The sequence below is a fragment of the Ruegeria sp. TASC047 genome (assembly GCF_059612445.1).
In genome coordinates this window covers 16707-36770 of sequence record NZ_JBXWQP010000041.1, presented here as the reverse complement: position 1 = coordinate 36770, position 20064 = coordinate 16707, and the positions used below count along the sequence as shown (strand labels likewise).

The window sequence follows — 20064 nt, the reverse complement described above, 5'->3', positions numbered from 1 at the left end:
TCTGCAAGATCTGGACTTTAGAGCCAGATCGATTCATCCTAAATCCGATCCACCAAATGCCGGGACTGAACACCTAGCTTGGTTTCTTCAACAAATGATGAAGCCGATGGCAGCGCGAGCCATGGCGTCGGGGCAACTAAAGTTTTACGTAGACCATCGGACTAAACACCTAGGTATCGGACGGTGGGGCGAACAAGATGAATCCGTCTGTTTGTTCGCATTGTGGTAACTGTCGTGGTCAATTGCGATCGTCAGATTCCTTCTAAAATAGTATATTTCTATTCAGTTCGCCGATGGCGCTAAGCAGGAAGAAAACGACAGCTGTCAAATCAAGACCCGCCAACCGCTGAAGCCGAGTTCCGCAATACATGGAAAGCAACGCGGCAACACCTCATTGCCCAAGGCCAAAATCAGATTACCAGATCCATTTGAGTGATGGATATTTGAAACTCTCATTCCTCGGACCCGGACAATCGGCCGGAAAATCATCAGACCTAAGCCCGATGTAGCGAAGCCGGGCCTGGGATATTCTGCCTCCAATACAGGATAACGCCTCGAACAGGATTGGAGACGAAAATGAATACCCGGAAAAGAACTGGTCAGCTTCTCAGCACGGTAGCGCTGGCGTCGCTGATTGTGATGACACCCTATGTGCCGGCTTTTGACGCAGACGGTCATCTGCGGTTGGACCCTGCTTACGCGTTTGCAAAGAGCGGGAAGGGGAGTGACGGCAACGGCGGGGATGATGACCATGACAGCAATTCCGGGTCGGGCAGCGGCGGTGATCGTGACGACAATTCCGGATCGGGTAAAGGTGGTCACGACGATGATGACGACGACGAAGATGATGATGATGACGATGGTTCGTCACGCTCGGGCCGGGGCGGCGATAAGAAGGACCGATCCCAGTCTGGGGGGCAGTCATCGGGGTCGGCTGGAATAACAAAGGTCGAGACAAGCGCGAGCGGCATAGAAGTACGCTATGCTGACGGCACCAAGGAAGAGATTGAAAACGGCCGGTACGAAAGAAAGAACGCGCAGAACCGAACAGTCGAGGAACGACCGGCCACCGGTGCCGACGTTTCGCGCCTTCGGTCACTGGCAAACGGTATCTCAATCGACAGCGTGCGCTCGCCCGGGCAGAGCGGTGGCGCTGGAAGTAACCCGGCAAAAATCGAAATTCAGGGCAACAATATCGAAGTCAGTTACGCAAACGGCTGGAAAGAAGAGATCGAGGGCGGGCGTTACGAGTTGAAAGACCCGTTCAACCGGACCGTTGTTGAAAGAAACGCAACTGCAGCGGACCGCCAAAGGCTTCAGTCGGTCGCCAACTGAGCAATGAACGTTGACGAATGTTCGGGGCGGTTTCTTTTCTTAAGAGATCGCCCCGGTCTTTGAGTGCCCGACCCCTAGTCTTTCTTGTTCCAGGCCTCATGCGCGATAAGAGCGGCCTCCACCCGGTTTCGCGCATGGAGCTTGGACAGGATCGCCGTCATGTAATGCTTGACGGTTTTCTCCTGAATTCCCAACTCATCCGCTATTTCCCGATTGCTGAGCCCTTTGGCGACGCGCCGAAGAATCTCCTCCTCGCGATGGGTAAGATCATCTATGGCGTCAGTTTCTTTCTGCGACCCGTTTCCGCGATTGATCTGAAGCAGCATACGCGAAGCAAGACCCGGCGAGACGAACCCTTCGCCCGAGGCGATACTGCGCAGCGAAGCTGTCAATTCGCGTGCTGTCACGCCCTTGACGATATAGCCAATGGCACCCGCCTCCAAAGCGTCTGCAACGTCACTGCTGTTTTCAGAGACCGTCAATATCACAATGAAAGGCGGGTTCGCCATTGCAGCAATTCGACGGGTCGCGCTAATGCCGCCACCGGGCATCGACAGGTCGAGGATGGCGATGTCAGGCTGATGGGTTCGGACAAGGGAAACGGCCTCATCCGCATTTGATCCGGCGGCGAGAACCTTGAAGCCGTCGGCTTCCTCTAAAGTGCGGTGCAAACCGTCCCTGAAAATCGGGTGATCATCTGCGATAACGACGGATGTTGTCATGATGCACTCATCTTTCTGGGAAACAATGTCATAGCAACGGTGGTGCCCTTGCCCGGGGTTGATGTCACCTCGAACCGACCGCCAATGCTTTCGACCCGGTCACGCAAGCCGACAAGGCCCTGGCCCCCGTCCTCACGCAGAACCGTCTCGCCGGAGGGAGCGAACCCGGGGCCGTCGTCGCTGACCTGAACGGTGATGCGATCAACTTGTACGTCGCAGGTGACAGTGCACTGGGACGCGGGCGCATATCTTGCGGCATTGGAAAGCGTTTCCTGCAGGAACCGGAAAACACACAACTTGCCCGAGATTGACAAATCAGGCGACGGATTGCCCTGAAAGGAAATACCGGGGCGAAAAGGGCTGTGTTCAGAATGGTCCTCGACAGCTCTTTTTACCACATCAACGAGCGCCAGATTTTCGATGTCTGGCGCGAACAACCCCCGTGACAAGGCGCGAATTTCTGCCAAAGACTTCTGCAAAGATTGCTGAATTTCTTCGGCCTCGGTGGGCATCTCCGGCTTGTCGCCGAATGCAGCCTCCAGTCTAAGGGCGGCGAGGGACAGGTATTGGGCAGGGCCGTCATGCAGTTCCGCGCCGAGTTTCCTGAGGAACCTGTCCGTTTGCGCGGCGTATCTTTCCGATGCATCAATGACGCGCGACCGCAGCATGGCATTCTGTGCGGCCATCTTTTCACTTTCGGCAAGACGATCGTTCAGAAGGCGCCCTTGCCGTCGAATGGTGTTGTCGCCGATTGCGACAATGGAAAACAGAACAATCGTGCTTGCCGCAAAGGCCGAGCCAACGATCAACCAGCTTGTTCTTCGGGCTCTGGCCATGTCCAGTTCCAGCTGATCGGCCTTTTCATAAAACTCGGCGACCGCGATGATTTTCCCCGACCAGATTTCGCGAATGGGGCTGTAGACTTCCAGCAATGGAATGCCAAGTGCAGCCTCTGCCGCGCTTTCTTCATCGTCCAGCTCTTCAAATGAGCCCGAGATTTCTCCAGCCCATGCGCGTTTCAGGTCGTCTGTTGGCTCGAATCGGCGACCGATGATGGCGGAATCCGATGCGTATGCAATCTCGCCATCCTGTTTCCAGAACTTGTACGAGGCAATGCGTTCGCGCATCGGCTGGGTCATGAAAATCTCGTCCAGCGCCCGGCTGGCCTGTTCGGAAAGGCGGTCTCCATGCGCCAGCTCCTGGCTGAGTGGGGACAAAATGCTTTCCATGTACAATGCGGCCGAATTGGCGGAGTTCTGTACAACCGCGTTTTCGATCCGGTTCGATACCCAGTGACCAACAAACACCGTAGCAGTCCCCATGACTGCAACACTTGCCGCGAGAAAAACGCGCGACAAAGACCAGTTGCCAATTGTCAGGTCGGTAATTTTGGGTCTCATTTCGCAATCGACTATGAACGACAATTGTTTGACGCGCTACAGACCATGGTCTGATGCGCTTCTCCAATGTTCCAAACCTGATGCGCGTGTCGGGACTTGGTCCTTTTGGGTGCGCCCCGGCAGGTTCCCGCGTCCCGATTCCAGTCCCGGTTCAACGGGTTTTCAAACACTCCGACAGGGTTTGCGCCATGTTACGAATGACTTGCGGGTACAGAGACGGCCCGGGTTCCAGTGCCGAGCCCAGTGGATCTATCACACCGGATTGCGCCGATGTTCCACCCAACACGGATTCGACGATGCCCGGATTGAACTGTGGTTCAGACAAAACGCAGTTGATGCCTTCGGCGTGAATGCGACCTTGAATGGCGGCAATGCGCGCGGGGCTTGGGTCGGACGCGTCGCTCAGGGAAATCGCGCCCGATGCGGGGAATCCAAACGCGACCTCGAAATACTGGTAGGCATCGTGAAACACGACGAAGCTGCCGCCGCGAAGCGGTTCAAGCAACTCTGCAACTTCTGCGGAAAGCGCGGTCATTTCTTCGCGCGCTGCTTTGGCATTTGCCAAATACGCAGCGGCGTTGTCGGGATCCGCTGACGACAGTTGATCCGCGATCAGGGTCAGCCAGGCTTTGGCATTCGTTGGCGACAGCCAGGCATGTGGGTCATGGGATTCGTGATTATGATCATCATGGCCTTCGTGATCGTCATGGTCGTCGTGACCCGCATCGTCCGGGTGATCATGCGCCTCAAACAATGCGTCTTCCCGGAACTCAAGAAGCGCCGTACCCTTTGCGTCCAACAGGGCAGTGGCGGTCGCGCCTTGGGCAAGAGTTTCTATCGCGCTTTCCAACCATGGCGTCAGGTCTTCTCCTACCCAGAACACCAGATCGGCGTTTTGCAACGCGGCCGCCTCGGACGGGCGCAGATTGTATTCATGCGGCGAGGCACCCGGTGTGACGATCAGGGCAGGTGTGCCGACACCCTCCATGACACGGGCCACCAGCGAATGAACAGGGGCAATGTCCGCGGCAACGTTTGGCGCATCTGCGCGGGCCGGTCCACCCAGCAGTGCAACTGTGATCGACAATGGAAGAAGAAGCGTTCTGGACATCAGGCCCTCTGTGTGATTTTATAACATTTCGAGTGGCAATACATGATATGAAATAACATGACAAGTGATGTGCACCCAGTATCTGGCAAAGACACCGCCCCGGTCGGGTTTCAGGAACATGACCACCAGAGTTGTGTCGCAACGGCTCTGGCATCCGCCGAAGCCCGGTGCAAAGAGGAAGGGCTGCGGTTGACGCCGGTTCGCCGCAAGGTTCTTGAGATGTTATTGCAGGAACATCGCGCCCTTGGTGCCTATGCAATCCTTGACCGGTTGCGCGACGAAGGGTTCGGGTCCCAGCCTCCGGTCGCTTATCGGGCGCTGGAGTTTCTTGTACAAAACGGCTTTGTCCACAAGATCGAGCGGCTGAACGCGTTTGTCGCCTGCTCTCATCCCGGCGCGGCGCATTCTCCTGCTTTCATGATCTGCCGAAAATGCGACGCCGTAGCCGAGGCGCAATCTGCCCCGTCCAAAGGTGTTCTTGGCGCTGCCGCGCGCGCGGCGGGTTTCGAGATCGAGCGAACGGTTGTAGAGGCTGAAGGTCTCTGCCCCGACTGCACCGAAAAGGCATAAAGATGGCCCTGATCACCGTCGAGAAACTCAGCGTCCGCTATGGCGCGCATACCGTGCTGCATCATGTGGATATGGTCATTGAACCGGGTGAAATCGTGACCATCGTTGGCCCGAACGGATCAGGCAAGACCAGCCTGCTGCGCGCCATTATCGGTGCGACACGGCCTTGTGCCGGTCAAGTGTCACTGAAGCCCGGATTGAAAATCGGCTATGTGCCGCAGAAGCTGCATGTCGATCCGACTTTGCCAATTTCCGTCGAAAGGTTCATGCGTCTGACCGATCCTGTGTCGCGCAGGCAATGTGTCGAGGCGCTTGAATCGGCGGGTGTGCCGGATCTGTTGAAACGCCAGATGTCGCAGCTGTCCGGCGGACAGTTCCAGCGGGTGCTGCTGGCCAGAGCTTTGATCAACCGCCCGGACATATTGTTGCTGGACGAAGCGACACAGGGTTTGGACCAACGGGGATCGGCCAGCTTTTACCAGCAAATCGAGGCTGTCCGGCGCGAGACCGGATGCGCCATTCTGATGATCAGCCACGAACTGCACGTGGTCATGAGTGCGTCGGACCGGGTGATATGCCTCAATGGGCATGTCTGTTGCGAAGGATCGCCGGCCGTGGTCGCCTCGGCGCCCGAATATCGGGCCTTGTTCGGAACTGGAACAGGTGGCGCGCTTGCCCTTTATCGTCATGAACATGATCACCAACATGATCATGACCATGATGCAAACCCACAGGAAGCGGCGGAATAATGCTGGATGATTTCATGATGCGGGCAACGCTCGCAGGTATTGGCGTGGCGTTTGCCGCGGCCCCCCTTGGGTGTTTTGTCGTATGGCGTCGCATGGCGTATTTCGGCGATGCAACCGCACATGCCGCAATTCTGGGCGTGGCCCTATCCCTGACGTTTCAGATGTCGATCTTCACGGGTGCGCTGGCTGTCGCTTTAGTCATGGCGCTGACCGTTTCGCTTTTGGCCGGTCGCGGTTATGCGATGGACACGCTGCTGGGGGTTCTGGCGCATTCTGCGCTGGCCTTCGGGCTGGTTGCAGTTTCATTCCTGTCCGGTGTCCGGATTGACCTGATGGCATATCTGTTTGGGGATATTCTGGCGGTCTCCCGTTCGGATCTGGTCGTGATCTGGGGCGGTGCGGCGCTTGTCGTGGCGCTGATTGTCTGGCGTTGGTCGCAACTTCTGACCGCGACACTGAACGAAGAACTGGCCTATGCCAGCGGCTTCGATCCAAGGCGAGAACAACTGATCCTGACCCTGTCACTTGCCGTGACCGTAGCGGTGGCGATCAAGGTTGTGGGCGTATTGCTGATCGCCGCAATGCTGATCATTCCGGCGGCCGCTGCGCGAAACCTCGCGCGGTCACCAGAATCGATGGCCCTGATTGCTGCGGGAATAGGTGCGCTTTCGGCCATCACAGGGCTAAGGGCCGCGTATGTATTCGACACTCCGGCAGGGCCCTCGATCGTCTGCGTTGCCGCGATCGTTTTTGCGTGTCTCAGCCTGATCGGGTGGCGAACGCAGGACAGGGCCTAAAGGTTCCGTAGGTCGTCGCAGCCGTAACATCCCGATCATCCGCCAATGTGACCGAAGCGAATACGCCACGAAAAAAGGCCCGCAATCCTGCGGGCCTTGATGCATTTCTATCCGCGCCGTTTACTGCGGGATATCGCCTTCCAGCCCTTCGACATAGAAGTTCATACCGGCCAGCGTACCGTCGTCGGCCACTTCTCCTTCTGCCAGCCAGTCGCTGCCGTCCTGCTTTTTCAACGGCCCGGTAAAGGCATGATGGCTGCCATCGGCCAGGGCCGCTTTCAGCGCCAGTGCCTCTTCCTTGATGTCCGCCGGAACCGCGTCCGAAATCTCACCGATTTCTACCATGCCCGGCCCGATACCGTCCCAGGTGTTGGATGAAGTCCAGGTGCCGTCCATCACAGCTCGCGTGCGCGCAATGTAATAGGGTCCCCAGTTGTCGATGATCGAGGAAACACGCGGTTTGGGGGCGTATTCGCTCATATCCGAAGCCTGACCGAAGGTGATCACGTTGCCCGCCTCTTGTGCGGCGGCCTGCGGTGCGGTCGAGTCAGTGTGCTGCAGGATCACGTCGGCGCCCTGTTCGATCAGAACAGATGCGGCGTCAGCTTCTTTTGCCGGGTCGAACCAGGTATAGGCCCAGACGATCTTGAACTGGACATCCGGGTTCGCTTTCTTGGCGTGGATATAGGCCGAGTTGATACCGCGGATCACCTCGGGGATCGGGTAGGATCCGATATAGCCGATGATGTTCGATTTGGTCATTTTACCCGCGATATGCCCCTGAACCGCGCGGCCTTCATAGAAACGCGCCGAATAGACCGAGACGTTGTCGGCAGTCTTGTAGCCTGTCGCGTGCTCGAACTTCACATTCGGGAATTTCTTGGCCACATTGATGGTTGGATCCATATAGCCGAACGAGGTGGTAAAGATCAGATCCGCGCCTTCCAGCGCCATCTGTGTCATCACGCGTTCGGCGTCCGGGCCTTCCGGCACCGATTCAACGAATACAGTCTCGACCTTGTCGCCGAACTCTTCTTCGATCGCCAGACGGCCCTTGTTGTGTTCATAGGTCCAGCCACCGTCGCCGACAGGGCCGACATAGACAAAACCGACCTTGGTCTTGTCTTGCGCCACTGCACCGGTCGCAAGACCAAGCGCTATCGCGGCAGTTGTCAGAAGTGATTTGAATTTCATGTAGTTACTCCCCAAGTTGGTTCAGTTGGCCCCTAGTGTGAGGCGTGGAAGGTCCGGCCCAGTGAGGCAGGTGCGCTGCTCTTGTCGGCCGAAAGGATCACAAGCACAAGGATCGTGATGAGATAGGGTGACATTGCCAGATACTCGACGGGAATGGCAACGCCCGCTGCCTGCAAATTAAGCTGCAAGACGGTAATGCCGCCGAACAAATATGCACCAAGCAGGACCCGCCATGGTTTCCAGCTGGCAAACACCACCAGCGCCAGCGCGATCCAGCCGACACCTGCGGTCATGCCCTCGGTCCATTGCGGTACACGGATCAGGCTGATGTAAGCCCCACCCAGGCCCGCGCAGGCCCCGCCGAACAGGATCGCCATGATACGGATTTTGATGACCTTGTAGCCAAGCGCATGGGCGGCATCATGGTTTTCACCAACCGCCCGCAGGATCAACCCGACGCGAGTGTATTTCAGGACGGCCCAGACCACAGCGGTCAGCGCAATGCCCAGATACAGGATGGGGTCGTGCTGGAACAGGATCGGGCCGATGACCGGAATATCACTAATCAAAGGGATGTGGATATCGCCCATGCTGGGGGGTTTGACGCCCACATAGCTTTGCCCCATCAAGGCGCTGAAACCCAGTCCAAACAGGGTCAGCGCAAGGCCGCTGGCAACCTGGTTGGCCAATGCAAACTGTGTCAGCAGGACGAACAGCAGCGACAGGACGGCCCCGCCAATTGCGGCAGCAACAAAGCCCAGCCAGGGCGAGCCGGTTTCGACCGAGATCGCAAAACCGCTGATCGCGCCAACGATCATCATGCCCTCGACACCAAGGTTCAGAACGCCTGCCTTTTCTACGACAAGCTCTCCGATCGCGGCCAGCAGAAGAGGGGTTGCGGCCACCATAAGCGAGGCAACCAGAAGAACGGGATTGATTTGACCAAGGTCCATGATCACGCCACCTCGCTACGCGCCGCACGGATGCGGAAGTTTGTCAGAAGATCGAAGGCCAGCAGGAAAAACAGCAGCATTCCTTGAAACACCTGAATGGCAGCAGCAGGCAGACCCAGCTGCGATTGTGCAATTTCGCCGCCAATATAGGTCAACGCCATCAGGCCCCCGGCCAACAGGATACCCACCGGATGCAGGCGGCCCAGAAACGCGACGATGATCGCGGTAAAGCCATAGCCCACGTTGAAATCGATGCTGATCTGACCGGACGGGCCGGACACCTCGAACATACCGGCCAGCCCGGCCAAAGCGCCCGAAATCCCAAGGCAGAACAGGATCAGGCGCGCCGGATTCACACCTGCAAACTTTGCGGCGCGGGGGGCCTCACCCGTCAGACGTATATGGAAGCCCAGCATGTGACGGTTCAGCAATACATAGGCAAAGATCACCGCGATGAAGGCCGCGACAACACCCCAATGCATCCCGGAGCCGGCAATCAGCTCGGCATTATGCGCGCTTTCATAGGATTGCAGGTTGCGCGAGCCGGGAAAGCCGAACCCTTCAGGGTTCTTGAGAAGACCTAGCGAGACCGAGGCCAGCATCTGCTCGGCCACGTAGACCAGCATCAGCGACACAAGGATTTCGTTGGTGCCGAAACGCACCTTCAGCAAAGCCGGGATCGTTGCCCACAGCCACCCGCCAAATGCGCCTGCGACCACCATGATCGGGAAGATGTACCAGGCGTCGAGCGGATAGAAGGCCAGACCTGCGCCCGCGCCGAATATGGCGCCCATGATGTATTGTCCTTCGGCCCCGATATTCCAGATACCGGCCCGAAAACCCAGCGACAATCCGATTGCGATCAGCACTAGGGGCGCGCCTTTGACCAGCAATTGAGGGCGGTAATAGAATGCGAACTCGCCAAACAGCGGCTCCCAGAAGATGGTACCGATGGCTTCGACCGGATTTTTTCCCAAGATGGCAAACAGCAACCCGCCAAACACCATTGTCGCCAGCACCGCCACAAGGGGGGTCGCGTAAGACCAGGCCCTGGACGGCTGTGGCCGTTTCTCCAACACAATCATCTGCTCATCCCCCCAGATGTTTCATCTTTTCGCAAATACTCTCGCCGAAGGCGGCCTAGCAGATCACACATGTGCCACCTCCATGCCATGGGCGCCGCCCATCATCAGGCCAATCTCATCCACGGTCAGGCCGGTGGTCGGGCGCGGTGCGCTCAGTCTGCCTTCGTTCAAGGCCGCAAAACTGTCCGAGATTTCCATCAGCTCATCCAGATCCTGCGAGATGCAGATCACCGCTGTGCCTTTCGCCGCAAGATCGAGTATGGCTTGCCGGATCGACGCGGCCGCCGCGGCATCCACCCCCCAGGTCGGCTGGTTTACCACCAACACATCAGGGTTTTGCAGCACTTCGCGTCCAATCACGAATTTCTGCAGATTGCCGCCGGACAAGGACCGCGCTGCGTTTTCGGGCCCGGGCGTGCGAACGTCGAAGGCTTCGATGATCTTTTCGGCAAAACTCCGGGTTTCGGTCCATTTCAAGAAGCCATTTTTCTCAAGCCCTTCCCGCACAGATCCGGTCAGCAAAGCGTTTTCGGTCAGGCTCATGTCGGGTGCCGCTGCGTGGCCTAACCGTTCCTCGGGCGCGGTCAGAACGCCCAGCTTACGTCGCGCTGTCGGGCCGAGCTTGCCGATCGCCTGACCGTTGAACTTGATTGCATCCGCCGATGTCAGGATTTCCCCGGACAGCACGCCCAGCAATTCATCCTGCCCGTTTCCGGCAACGCCGCCGATGCCCAGAACCTCGCCCTTGCGCACCGTCATGTGCACATTGCGCAATGCGGTGCCGAATTCCGAAGGCGAGGGGACTGACAGCCCGCTGACATCCAGCGCGACCTCGCCCAGTTCCCGGCCCGAGCGTTCGGGCGTCTGCAAGGTTGACCCGACCATCATCTCGGCCATGTCACGCGCCGAGGTTTCAGCGGGTACGCATTCGCCCACGTTCTTGCCCAGACGCAGGATCGTGGCATGGTCGCATAGCGTTCGGATTTCCTCCAGTTTATGCGAGATATACAGGATCGAGGTTCCCTCGGAGCGTAGCTTGTTCAGCGTCTCAAACAGGATATCGACCTCCTGCGGGGTCAGAACCGAGGTCGGTTCGTCCATGATCAGCAGTTTGGGGTCCTGCAACAGGCAGCGGATGATCTCGACCCGCTGGCGTTCGCCTGCGGACAGGTCGCCAACCGTGCGAAACGGGTCCAGCGGAAGGCCATAAGTTTCCGAAACTTCGCGAATGCGCGATGCCAGATCCCCCATCGGGGGCGGGTTCTCCATCCCCAGCGCGATATTCTCGGCCACGTTCAGCGCGTCAAACAGCGAAAAATGCTGGAACACCATCGCGATCCCATCCGCACGGGCCGCGCGGGGTTCGGGCGGCGCAAACGGATTGCCGCGCAGTTTCATGGTGCCGCTGTCCGGCTTCACAAGCCCATAGATCATTTTCACCAGCGTGGATTTCCCCGCGCCGTTTTCCCCCAGCAGCGCGTGCACTTCGCCTTCACCGATGTCAAAGGACACCTGATCATTGGCCACAACACCGGGGTAGGCTTTGGTCAGCCCTTGCAAGCTCAAAAGTGGAATGGTCACGCGCTCAGGTCCTTCTTCAACTTGTTTTGCAGGGCCGGGCGCAGCAATTGTGCAGCGACGCCCACGGCGATCATATGCGGATGCTTCCCCATCGACGGGTCACCGATCGGGCAGGTGATCCGGCTTATCCGTTCAGGCGGATGTCCAAGGGCGGCCAGCCGTGACCGGAATCGCGCCCATTTCGTAGCCGAGCCGATCAGCCCCGCAAAGCCAAAATCGTGCAAAAGCAGTCTGTTGCACAGTTCAAAGTCAAGACTATGCGAGTATGTAAGCACAAGATGTTCAGCGTCACATGGGGCATGGCGGACCAGCTCCGCCGGTTTTGCCGTCGGAACAATTGTCACGCCCGCTGGCACAGCGGCCGGAAAGCGCTGACGGCTGGTATCCACCCAGGTGATCGCAAGATCTGGAAGCGGGGGCAGCACATCCACCAGCGCCCGGCCGACATGGCCCGCGCCCCAGATCCACAGATTGCGTGTCGGCTTGTGAACGGGTTCAACCATCCAGCCGTCAATCAGCTGCGGTTCGGGCGCAATCCCCTGTCCGCGCGCCGTCGCCAGCATTCGCTTGACCGACAGGGGCATCGCGCCATCCTTGGTCGGGCGCGCGATGACGGCATCGTCCAGATCATAGACGGTCTTTGCGTCGTAGACCTCGCTCAGCAACGACACGGCACCGCCGCAGCATTGCCCCAACTCGGGTCCAAGCGCATGATGCGTCAGGCGGGCTGGCGTGGTTTGCAACCGTGCGGCATGTGCCGCCTGGTATTCCAGTGTTCCGCCGCCGATTGTGCCGCTTTGCCCGCCGTCCCAGACCAGCATGGCGGCACCAACTTCACGTGGAGACGACCCTTTGATCCCGGCGATGACCACCCGGACCACTTTGCCGTGGGTTTTGACCGCCTCCCTCAAAGCCTCAAGGTCAAATCCCATCAGATGCCTCCCTTCATCCTCTGGACGCCGCGCCAGACCTCTTCGGCGGTGGCGGGCGCGTTGAGCGCCGGATAAGTGTCCCCGCAGGCCGCCACCGCATTCGAAAGCGCCAGCCAGGCCGATATTCCCAGCATGAATGGGGGTTCCCCCACGGCTTTCGAGCGATAGATGGTGTCCTCTCGGTTCTCGCCATCCCAAAGTGCGACGTTGAAAATGTCGGGCCGGTCGGAGCAGGCCGGGATCTTGTAGGTCGAGGGTGCATGTGTGCGCAGGTTGCCCTTGCCGTCCCAGACCAGTTCCTCGGTCGTCAGCCAGCCCGCGCCCTGCACGTAACCGCCTTCGACCTGTCCGACATCCAACGCCGGGTTCAGCGAAGCACCCGCGTCATGCAGGATATCTGTGCGCAGAATGCGGTTCTCGCCCGTCAACGTGTCCACAGCGACCTCGGTGACCGAAGCGCCATAGGCGAAGTAGTAAAACGGGCGACCGCGCCCCGCGATCCGGTCCCATTCGATCTTGGGCGTTTTATAAAAGCCGGTGGCCGACAGGCTTATGCGACCCTGATAGGCCAGTGCGGCAGCTTCGGCGAACGTGTACTTTTCTTCACCAACCAAAACCTGGCCATCCGTGAACGTGACGGCAGAGGGGTCGGCCTGATGCCGTTCTGCCAGATAATCGGTCATCCGGTCGCGGATCGTGTCGCAGGCCGCTTTAACCGCCATACCGTTCAGATCGCTGCCTGAAGACGCCGCCGTGGCCGAGGTATTGGGCACTTTGGCTGTATCGGTGGCTGTGATCTTGACCATCTCAAGCGGGATGCCGAAACGCGACGCGGCCACTTGCGCGACCTTCTGGAACAGACCCTGACCCATCTCGGTGCCACCATGATTTAGGTGGACCGAACCATCCTGATACACATGCACCAGCGCACCGGCTTGGTTCAGATGGGTCAGTGTGAAGGAAATTCCGAACTTGACCGGAGAGAAGGCGATGCCCTTCTTGATCACGCTGTTTTCGGCATTCCATTTCTCGATGGCCGCTTTGCGCGCGGCATAGTCGCTGGACTTCATCAGCGCTTCGGTTATGCCATGCAGTTCGAAATCGCTGACCTCCATGCCGTAGGGCGTCGTGTTGCCACCAGCGGGCAGGGGGCGGACCGGGGCGGTCCCTGTTTCCACTGCGCCACGGCTGGTCAGGTCTTCGTGCGGGTCGGGATGACCCAGCGGTTTCTCGTGGGGTTGGACTTCGGCAACCTTATGCGCGGGCTCGTAATAGTTGCGACGGCGCAATTCCACCGGGTCCAGCCCAAGTTCATGCGCGGCGTGGTCCATCACACGTTCGATGGCAACCATCCCCTGCGGGCCACCAAACCCGCGATAGGCGGTGGCTGACTGCGTGTTGGTCTTCAACCGATGGCTTTCAATCCGGGCATTGGGCAACAGGTATGCATTGTCCGAATGCAGCATCGCACGGTCGGCGACGGGCAGGGACAGGTCCTGCGCCCAGCCGCAGATTGCGTACTGCAGAAAGGACACGCCCTGAATGTGACCCTGTTCGTCAAATCCCGCGCGATAGGAAATCCGGAAGGCGTGGCGTTTGCCGGTGATGATCATGTCATCATCGCGGTCATAGCGCATTTTGCAGGCTTTGCCGGTCGCCCGCGCCGCCACTGCGCAGGCAACGGCCAGCGCATTCCCCTGGCTTTCCTTGCCGCCGAACCCGCCACCCATGCGCCGGGTTTCGACGCGGATCGCATGCATGGGCAGGCCCAGAGCGTCCGCCACCTTGTGCTGTATCTCGGTCGGGTGCTGGGTCGAGCTGTGGACAAGCATGTCACCGCCTTCATTCGGCACGGCAAGCGCAGCCTGACCTTCCAGATAGAAATGCTCCTGACCGCCGATCTCGAACGTTCCGTCGATGACGTGGGCGGCGCCTTCAATCGCGGCGTCCGCATCGCCCTTGGCATAGATGCGGGGCCCGTCTTCAAATCGGCTGTCTGCGGCCAGAGCTTCTTCAACCGTCAGGATCGGTGTTTCCTCGGCATAGTCGATCTTGCCCAACCGAACCGCCTTGCGGGCGGCCAGATGGCTGGTGGCAACCACTAGGAAAACAGGCTGGCCGATATAGTGAACCGTCCCGTCGGATAGCAAAGGCTCGTCATGGATCGAGGGCGAAACATCGTTGGCAAAGGGCAGGTCCTGTGCCGTCATGACCCTGACGACCCCGGGTGCCGCTTTCACGGCAGACAGGTCCATCGCGGTAATCGTGCCCTTGGCGATCGGGCTCAGGCCAAAGGCCAGATGCAATGTGCCCTTTGGCGTCGGGATGTCGTCCACATACCGGGCGGAACCGGATACGTGCAGCGGTGCCGCGTCATGGGGAAGGGGTTTGGTTACGCTCATGCCGATACCTCCAGCACGTTGGTCACTTGGCCCTGATCCTCAAGGAAGTACCGTTCCAGCATCGCTTTGGCGGTCTCAAGCCTGTACGTGGCCGAGGCGCGCATATCCGTAAGCGGTGAATAATCGTCGGCAAAAGCGGGCAGAGCGGCGTCAATCGCCTCGCGCGCCCACGGCTTGCCGATCAGCGCGGCCTCGACATGGGCTGCCCGTTTCGGAATGCCAGCCATACCGCCAAACGCGATGCGCGCATCCGCCACCCGTCCGTCCGAAATTGCAATGTTGAAACATCCGCACACGGCCGAGATATCCTGATCGAACCGTTTGCTCAGCTTGTAGCATTTCAGTCGGTCCGCCTGACGCGGGAAGCTGACGGCTTCGACAAACTCACCCGGTGCGCGGTCCTGTTTGCCGTAATCGATGAAGAAGTCTTCCAGCGGGACTGACCGGCGTTCATCACCTTTGCGCAGGTGCAGCGTCGCACCCAATGCGATCAGCGCGGGCGGGTTGTCTCCGATTGGTGAGCCATTGGCGATATTGCCGCCCACAGTGGCCGCGTGACGGACCTGAACACTGGCATAGCGCCGGATCATTTCGGCATAGGATGGGTGAATGTCCGCCAAGGCGTCGCCCATGCGGTTCATATCGACCATGGCACCGAAACGAATTTCTTCTTCGGTGATCGTGATCTCTTTCAGATCGTCACAGCGGTTCAGGAAGATCACCGGATCAAGATCGCGCAGTTGCTTTGTCACCCAAAGCCCAACATCAGTTGCGCCCGCAACCAAAGTGGCATTCGGGTTCTCGGCATATACGGCAGCCAGCGCGTCGGACGAATCCGGCAGCATGGGTGAGGCGGCAGGCGTCGCGACAGGCTTGTCCTTGACCCAGACAGGCACGGGCTGCTTCTCAGCCGCTTCAGCTGCGCGAATAATGGGAGCGTAACCCGTGCAACGGCACAGATTACCGGCAAGCTGTGTATCGTGATCCGTCGCGCCATTGGTGTGGCCGGCCACCATCGACATGACAAAACCGGGCGTGCAAAAGCCGCATTGCGAACCGTGCAAGTCAACCATGGCCTGCTGAACCGGATGGACCTCGCCATCGGGGCTGCTGGCGCCTTCGACGGTTCGAACCGCCTTGCCATGCAACTGCGGCAGGAACAGGATGCACGAGTTCAGGGCCTTTGCGCCACCCGCATCCGTCACCATGACAGTGCAGGCACCGCAATCGCCTTCGTTGCAGCCTTCCTTGGTGCCGGTCAGGCCACGATCTTCACGCAGCCAATCCAGCAGAGTGGCCGTCGGATTGATATCCGTCAGCTCCACTGTCTCTCCGTTCAGAAGAAACGTGATGTCCATTCGAGAAACCCGTCGCCTTACCCGGTTGCGCCCTGGTGGTGCCCTCCTTCGATGCGACGTAGAAAGAGTGGCGGGCGGATAGCTTGCCAATGGATGTTAGAAACAGCATGCGTGATCTGGCAAGAAAAACTGCCTGTATGATGCATCATTACAGCCAAATGGCGTGGATTTGCGTACCCTGTGTAAATATCAGTTGCTTGAAACTAAAGCGTTTTTTTGTCAGTGAAGATACCGCTTTCCGAAGCACCTTCTGGAAAATCCGAATAATCGAAAACGATTATTTTGCCAAACAACGGCGCAGGTTCCGACTTTTGAATGCCTCGCGGCTAGGGTAGCCTGCCGTTCATGAGCAGTACCCCCCGATTCATTCACCTTCGTGTTCACACCGAATATTCCCTTCTGGAAGGGGCTGTGCGGCTGAAAAAACTGCCTGCCCTGTGCGAGAAGATGGGGATGCCTGCCGTTGCGGTGACTGACACGAATTCCATGTTTTCAGCGCTGGAATTTTCGGTGACAGCCAGTCAGGCCGGTGTCCAGCCGATCATGGGATGTCAGGTTGATCTGACTTATGTGCAGTCGCAACCGGGGGAAAAACAAAAATCGCCCGCGCCGCTTGTTCTGCTGGCACAGTCCGAGGCGGGGTACGAGAACCTGATGAAGCTGAGCACGTGCCTTTACGTGGACAAGGGCGGGCAGTTGCCGCAGGTCACGCTGGACGAGCTTGCGGACCGCGCCGACGGGCTGATCTGCCTGTCCGGAGGGCCTGACGGGCCGGTGGGCCGCCTATTGCAACAGGGGCAACGTCCGGCGGCCGAGGCGCTGGTGGACCGGCTGGCCGCGATTTTCCCGGATCGTCTGTATATCGAACTCCAGCGTCACCCAGGTGAAGACGGCCAACCCGAGGCCGAACGCCAGACCGAGCGCGGCCATATCGAGATGGCCTATGCCAAGAACCTGCCGCTGGTTGCCACCAATGACGTCTATTTCCCGACCTCGGATATGTACGAGGCCCATGATGCGCTGATCTGTATCGCCGAAGGGGCTTATGTCGACCAGCAGGAAGGTCGCCGCCGCCTGACCGCGCAGCATTATTTCAAGTCGCAGCAGGAAATGGTGACGCTGTTCGCTGATCTGCCCGAGGCCATTGAGAACACGGTCGAGATCGCGCGCCGTTGCGCCTTTATGGCTTATCGCCGCGATCCCATCCTGCCGAAATTCGCCGATGACGAGGTCGCTGAACTGCGCCGCATCGCCAATGAAGGCTTGCAGAAACGTTTGGCGGTAATCCCCCATGCGGTGACGCCCGAGGAGTATCAGGAGCGGTTGGATTTCGAACTTGGCATCATCGAAGGCATGGGCTTTCCTGGTTACTTCCTGATCGTTGCCGACTTTATCCAATGGGCCAAGGATCACGATATTCCGGTTGGACCGGGGCGGGGATCGGGTGCGGGCTCGCTGGTGGCTTATGCGCTGACAATTACCGACCTCGATCCGCTGCGTTACAGCCTGCTGTTTGAACGGTTCCTAAATCCCGAACGGGTTTCGATGCCCGACTTCGATATCGACTTCTGCATGGATCGCCGCGAAGAGGTGATCCGCTACGTGCAGCAGAAATACGGGCGCGACAAGGTGGGGCAGATCATCACTTTTGGTGCCTTGCTGTCCAAGGCCGCCGTACGCGATATCGGGCGGGTGCTGCAAATGCCTTACGGGCAGGTGGACCGTCTGTCCAAGATGATCCCTGTGGAAGGGGTAAAACCGGTTTCCATCGAAAAAGCCCTGAAGGACGAGCCGCGCCTGCGGGAAGAAGCGCGCAACGAAGAGGTGGTGGATCGTCTGCTGACGTATGGCCAGCAGGTCGAAGGGCTGCTGCGCAACGCCTCGACCCACGCGGCTGGGGTTGTGATTGGCGACCGGCCACTGGACGCGCTGGTGCCGATCTATCAGGACCCGCGATCCGACATGCCTGCAACCCAGTTCAACATGAAATGGGTGGAACAGGCCGGGCTGGTAAAGTTCGACTTTCTGGGTCTGAAAACCCTGACCGTGATCCAGAACGCGATGGACTTGATCTTCAAGTCCGGACGGAAGTTGCATATCGCCGCCGATGGCACCGAGCTTTACGAACCTGCCGAGGGGGCCGAGAACCAGATCAACGCCATCCCATTGGATGACGAAGCGACGTATAAGCTCTATTCAGCGGCCAAGACGGTCGCGGTGTTCCAGGTTGAATCCTCGGGCATGATGGACGCGCTCAAGCGCATGAAGCCCACCTGTATCGAGGATATCGTGGCCCTCGTCGCGCTCTATCGTCCCGGCCCGATGGAGAACATCCCGACCTATTGCGAGGTCAAGAACGGGCTGCGCGAGATCACATCCGTTCATCCGCTGATCGACCACATTCTTGAGGAAACCCAGGGCATCATCGTCTATCAGGAACAGGTGATGCAGATCGCACAGGTGATGGCTGGGTACAGCCTGGGCGGCGCGGACCTGCTGCGCCGCGCGATGGGTAAAAAGATCAAAGAGGCGATGGATGCCGAACGCCCCAAATTCGAAAAAGGCGCGGCAGAAAACGGGGTGGATGCCAAGAAAGCCAGCGAAGTCTTCGACCTGCTGGAAAAATTCGCCAATTACGGCTTCAACAAATCCCACGCCGCCGCCTATGCGGTGGTCAGCTATCAAACCGGCTGGTTGAAGGCGAACCATCCGGTCGAATTCATGGCGGGTGTCATGAATTGCGATATTCATCTGACCGACAAGCTGGCGATCTATTTCGAAGAGGTCCGAAAAGGGCTGGAACTGCCGTATATCCCACCTTGTGTGAACCGCTCTCAGGCCACGTTCGATGTTGATAACGGACATCTGGTCTATGCGCTGGGCGCGCTCAAGAATGTGGGTGTCGAGGCTATGAACCTGATCGTTGCGGGTCGCGCGGGCAAGCCATTTGTCAACCTGTTCGATTTCGCCCGCCGCGTGGATTTGAAGAAAGTGGGCAAACGCCCGCTTGAGATGCTGGCCCGCGCCGGGGCTTTTGATGAGCTGGACCGGAACCGCCGCCGCGTGTTTGAAAGCCTAGATGCGCTGGTGCAGTATTCGGCCGCGATCCATGAACAGAAGAATTCGAACCAGGTGTCGCTGTTTGGCGAGGCCGGAGATGACCTGCCCGAACCACGCCTGTCGCCGACCCCCGACTGGCTGCCGGCTGAACGTCTGAGCGAAGAGTTCAAGGCCATTGGCTTCTACCTCTCTGGTCATCCGCTGGATGACTATATGCCTGCACTTAAACGCAAAGACGTATTGACATTGGAGCAAGTGACAGAACGCTTGCGGCAAGAGCGTTTGAAAATTGTGAAGATGGCCGGTGTAGTTGCAGGGCGGCAAGAGCGTAAGTCGGCTAAAGGTAACCGTTTTGCGTTCGTTCAACTTTCCGATCCAACTGGGGCATATGAAGTTACTCTATTCTCGGAGACACTTGAGAACTCTCGCCAGTATCTAGAGAGCGGATCGCAAGTAGTGTTGACTGCAAAGGCAGAGATGGAAGCCGACCAGCTTAAACTGCTAGTTAATTCCGTGGGTCCGGTGGATTCTGTAGTGGCCGAAGCCGGGGCGACGGGACTGCGCATCTTTGTAGACGAAGCGCGGGCGGTGCCAACGATTGCAACGGTTCTTGAAGAAGCCGCAACCGCCGCCAAGGGTGCGGCCCGCGGACCGATCCAACTGTTGTTGCTGGACCCGGGCCTGCCCGGCGACGTCGAAATCGACCTTGGGCGTGTATTCCCGATCAACCCACAAATCAAGGGCGCGATCAAATCGTTGGAAGGTGTGATGACCGTCGAAGAGATTTGACATCGCTTTGTTGCCAGACAGTTAGC

15 protein-coding genes are annotated in these 20064 nt (G+C 58.6%); 5 read left to right on the top strand and 10 right to left on the bottom strand.

What is annotated here, in order from left to right; translation table 11 throughout:
* Positions 1 to 576 precede the first annotated feature (576 nt).
* Positions 577 to 1335 (top strand): hypothetical protein, encoded by a 759-nt coding sequence (locus AC2FLO_RS16825; RefSeq protein ID WP_496754781.1) that lies wholly within the window; start codon positions 577 to 579, stop codon positions 1333 to 1335.
* 74 nt (positions 1336 to 1409) lie between these two features.
* On the opposite strand, the gene AC2FLO_RS16820 is transcribed toward AC2FLO_RS16825, so the two are convergent.
* The 3 genes from AC2FLO_RS16820 to AC2FLO_RS16810 all read right to left on the bottom strand — a co-directional run bounded on the left by AC2FLO_RS16820 (position 1410) and on the right by AC2FLO_RS16810 (position 4568).
* Positions 1410 to 2057, bottom strand: coding sequence for a response regulator (locus tag AC2FLO_RS16820; RefSeq protein WP_496754783.1), 648 nt, complete (start codon positions 2055 to 2057; stop codon positions 1410 to 1412).
* Positions 2054 to 3457 carry a sensor histidine kinase gene (locus AC2FLO_RS16815; RefSeq protein WP_496754785.1) on the bottom strand — a complete coding sequence of 468 codons (1404 nt, stop codon included), beginning with the start codon at positions 3455 to 3457 and terminating at the stop codon, positions 2054 to 2056. The genes AC2FLO_RS16820 and AC2FLO_RS16815 overlap by 4 nt, the downstream gene beginning before the upstream one ends.
* A 151-nt stretch (positions 3458 to 3608) precedes the next feature.
* Positions 3609 to 4568, bottom strand: coding sequence for a zinc ABC transporter substrate-binding protein (locus AC2FLO_RS16810; protein WP_496754787.1), 960 nt, complete (start codon positions 4566 to 4568; stop codon positions 3609 to 3611).
* A gap of 57 nt (positions 4569 to 4625) precedes the next feature.
* Here AC2FLO_RS16810 and AC2FLO_RS16805 point away from each other — a divergent pair, with 57 nt between their 5' ends.
* From AC2FLO_RS16805 to AC2FLO_RS16795, 3 genes are read left to right on the top strand one after another with little or no spacing between them, the layout of a single operon-like run.
* Entirely contained in the window at positions 4626 to 5138 is a 513-nt protein-coding gene (locus AC2FLO_RS16805) for a Fur family transcriptional regulator (protein WP_496754788.1), read from the top strand.
* Positions 5139 to 5140: 2 nt separating this feature from the next.
* Entirely contained in the window at positions 5141 to 5887 is a 747-nt protein-coding gene (locus AC2FLO_RS16800) for a metal ABC transporter ATP-binding protein (RefSeq protein ID WP_496754789.1), read from the top strand.
* Entirely contained in the window at positions 5887 to 6684 is a 798-nt protein-coding gene (locus tag AC2FLO_RS16795) for a metal ABC transporter permease (RefSeq protein ID WP_480547457.1), read from the top strand. The genes AC2FLO_RS16800 and AC2FLO_RS16795 overlap by 1 nt, the downstream gene beginning before the upstream one ends.
* A gap of 120 nt (positions 6685 to 6804) precedes the next feature.
* Here the strand turns inward: AC2FLO_RS16795 and AC2FLO_RS16790 are convergent, their stop codons facing one another.
* The 7 genes from AC2FLO_RS16790 to xdhA form a co-directional block, all read right to left on the bottom strand.
* Positions 6805 to 7878 carry a BMP family ABC transporter substrate-binding protein gene (locus AC2FLO_RS16790; protein ID WP_267363629.1) on the bottom strand — a complete coding sequence of 358 codons (1074 nt, stop codon included), beginning with the start codon at positions 7876 to 7878 and terminating at the stop codon, positions 6805 to 6807.
* Between the two features lie 32 nt (positions 7879 to 7910).
* Positions 7911 to 8831 carry an ABC transporter permease gene (locus AC2FLO_RS16785; RefSeq protein WP_480588833.1) on the bottom strand — a complete coding sequence of 307 codons (921 nt, stop codon included), beginning with the start codon at positions 8829 to 8831 and terminating at the stop codon, positions 7911 to 7913.
* Between the two features lie 2 nt (positions 8832 to 8833).
* Positions 8834 to 9916, bottom strand: a complete 1083-nt coding sequence (locus AC2FLO_RS16780) for an ABC transporter permease (RefSeq protein WP_267363631.1) — start codon at positions 9914 to 9916, stop codon at positions 8834 to 8836.
* 63 nt (positions 9917 to 9979) lie between these two features.
* Positions 9980 to 11497 (bottom strand): ABC transporter ATP-binding protein, encoded by a 1518-nt coding sequence (locus tag AC2FLO_RS16775; protein ID WP_480588835.1) that lies wholly within the window; start codon positions 11495 to 11497, stop codon positions 9980 to 9982.
* A complete protein-coding gene (xdhC, locus tag AC2FLO_RS16770; RefSeq protein ID WP_496754790.1) occupies positions 11494 to 12429 on the bottom strand; it encodes a xanthine dehydrogenase accessory protein XdhC in 936 nt (311 codons plus the stop codon). Before xdhC ends, AC2FLO_RS16775 begins: the two co-directional genes overlap by 4 nt.
* Positions 12429 to 14831, bottom strand: coding sequence for a xanthine dehydrogenase molybdopterin binding subunit (gene xdhB, locus AC2FLO_RS16765; protein ID WP_496754791.1), 2403 nt, complete (start codon positions 14829 to 14831; stop codon positions 12429 to 12431). Before xdhB ends, xdhC begins: the two co-directional genes overlap by 1 nt.
* Positions 14828 to 16189, bottom strand: a complete 1362-nt coding sequence (gene xdhA / locus AC2FLO_RS16760; protein WP_496754792.1) for a xanthine dehydrogenase small subunit — start codon at positions 16187 to 16189, stop codon at positions 14828 to 14830. The genes xdhB and xdhA overlap by 4 nt, the downstream gene beginning before the upstream one ends.
* Before the next feature lie 345 nt (positions 16190 to 16534).
* Between xdhA and dnaE the strand changes: the two genes are divergently transcribed.
* On the top strand, positions 16535 to 20038 hold the full coding sequence (gene dnaE, locus AC2FLO_RS16755; RefSeq protein WP_496754793.1) for a DNA polymerase III subunit alpha: 3504 nt from the start codon (positions 16535 to 16537) through the stop codon (positions 20036 to 20038).
* Positions 20039 to 20064: the final 26 nt, after the last annotated feature.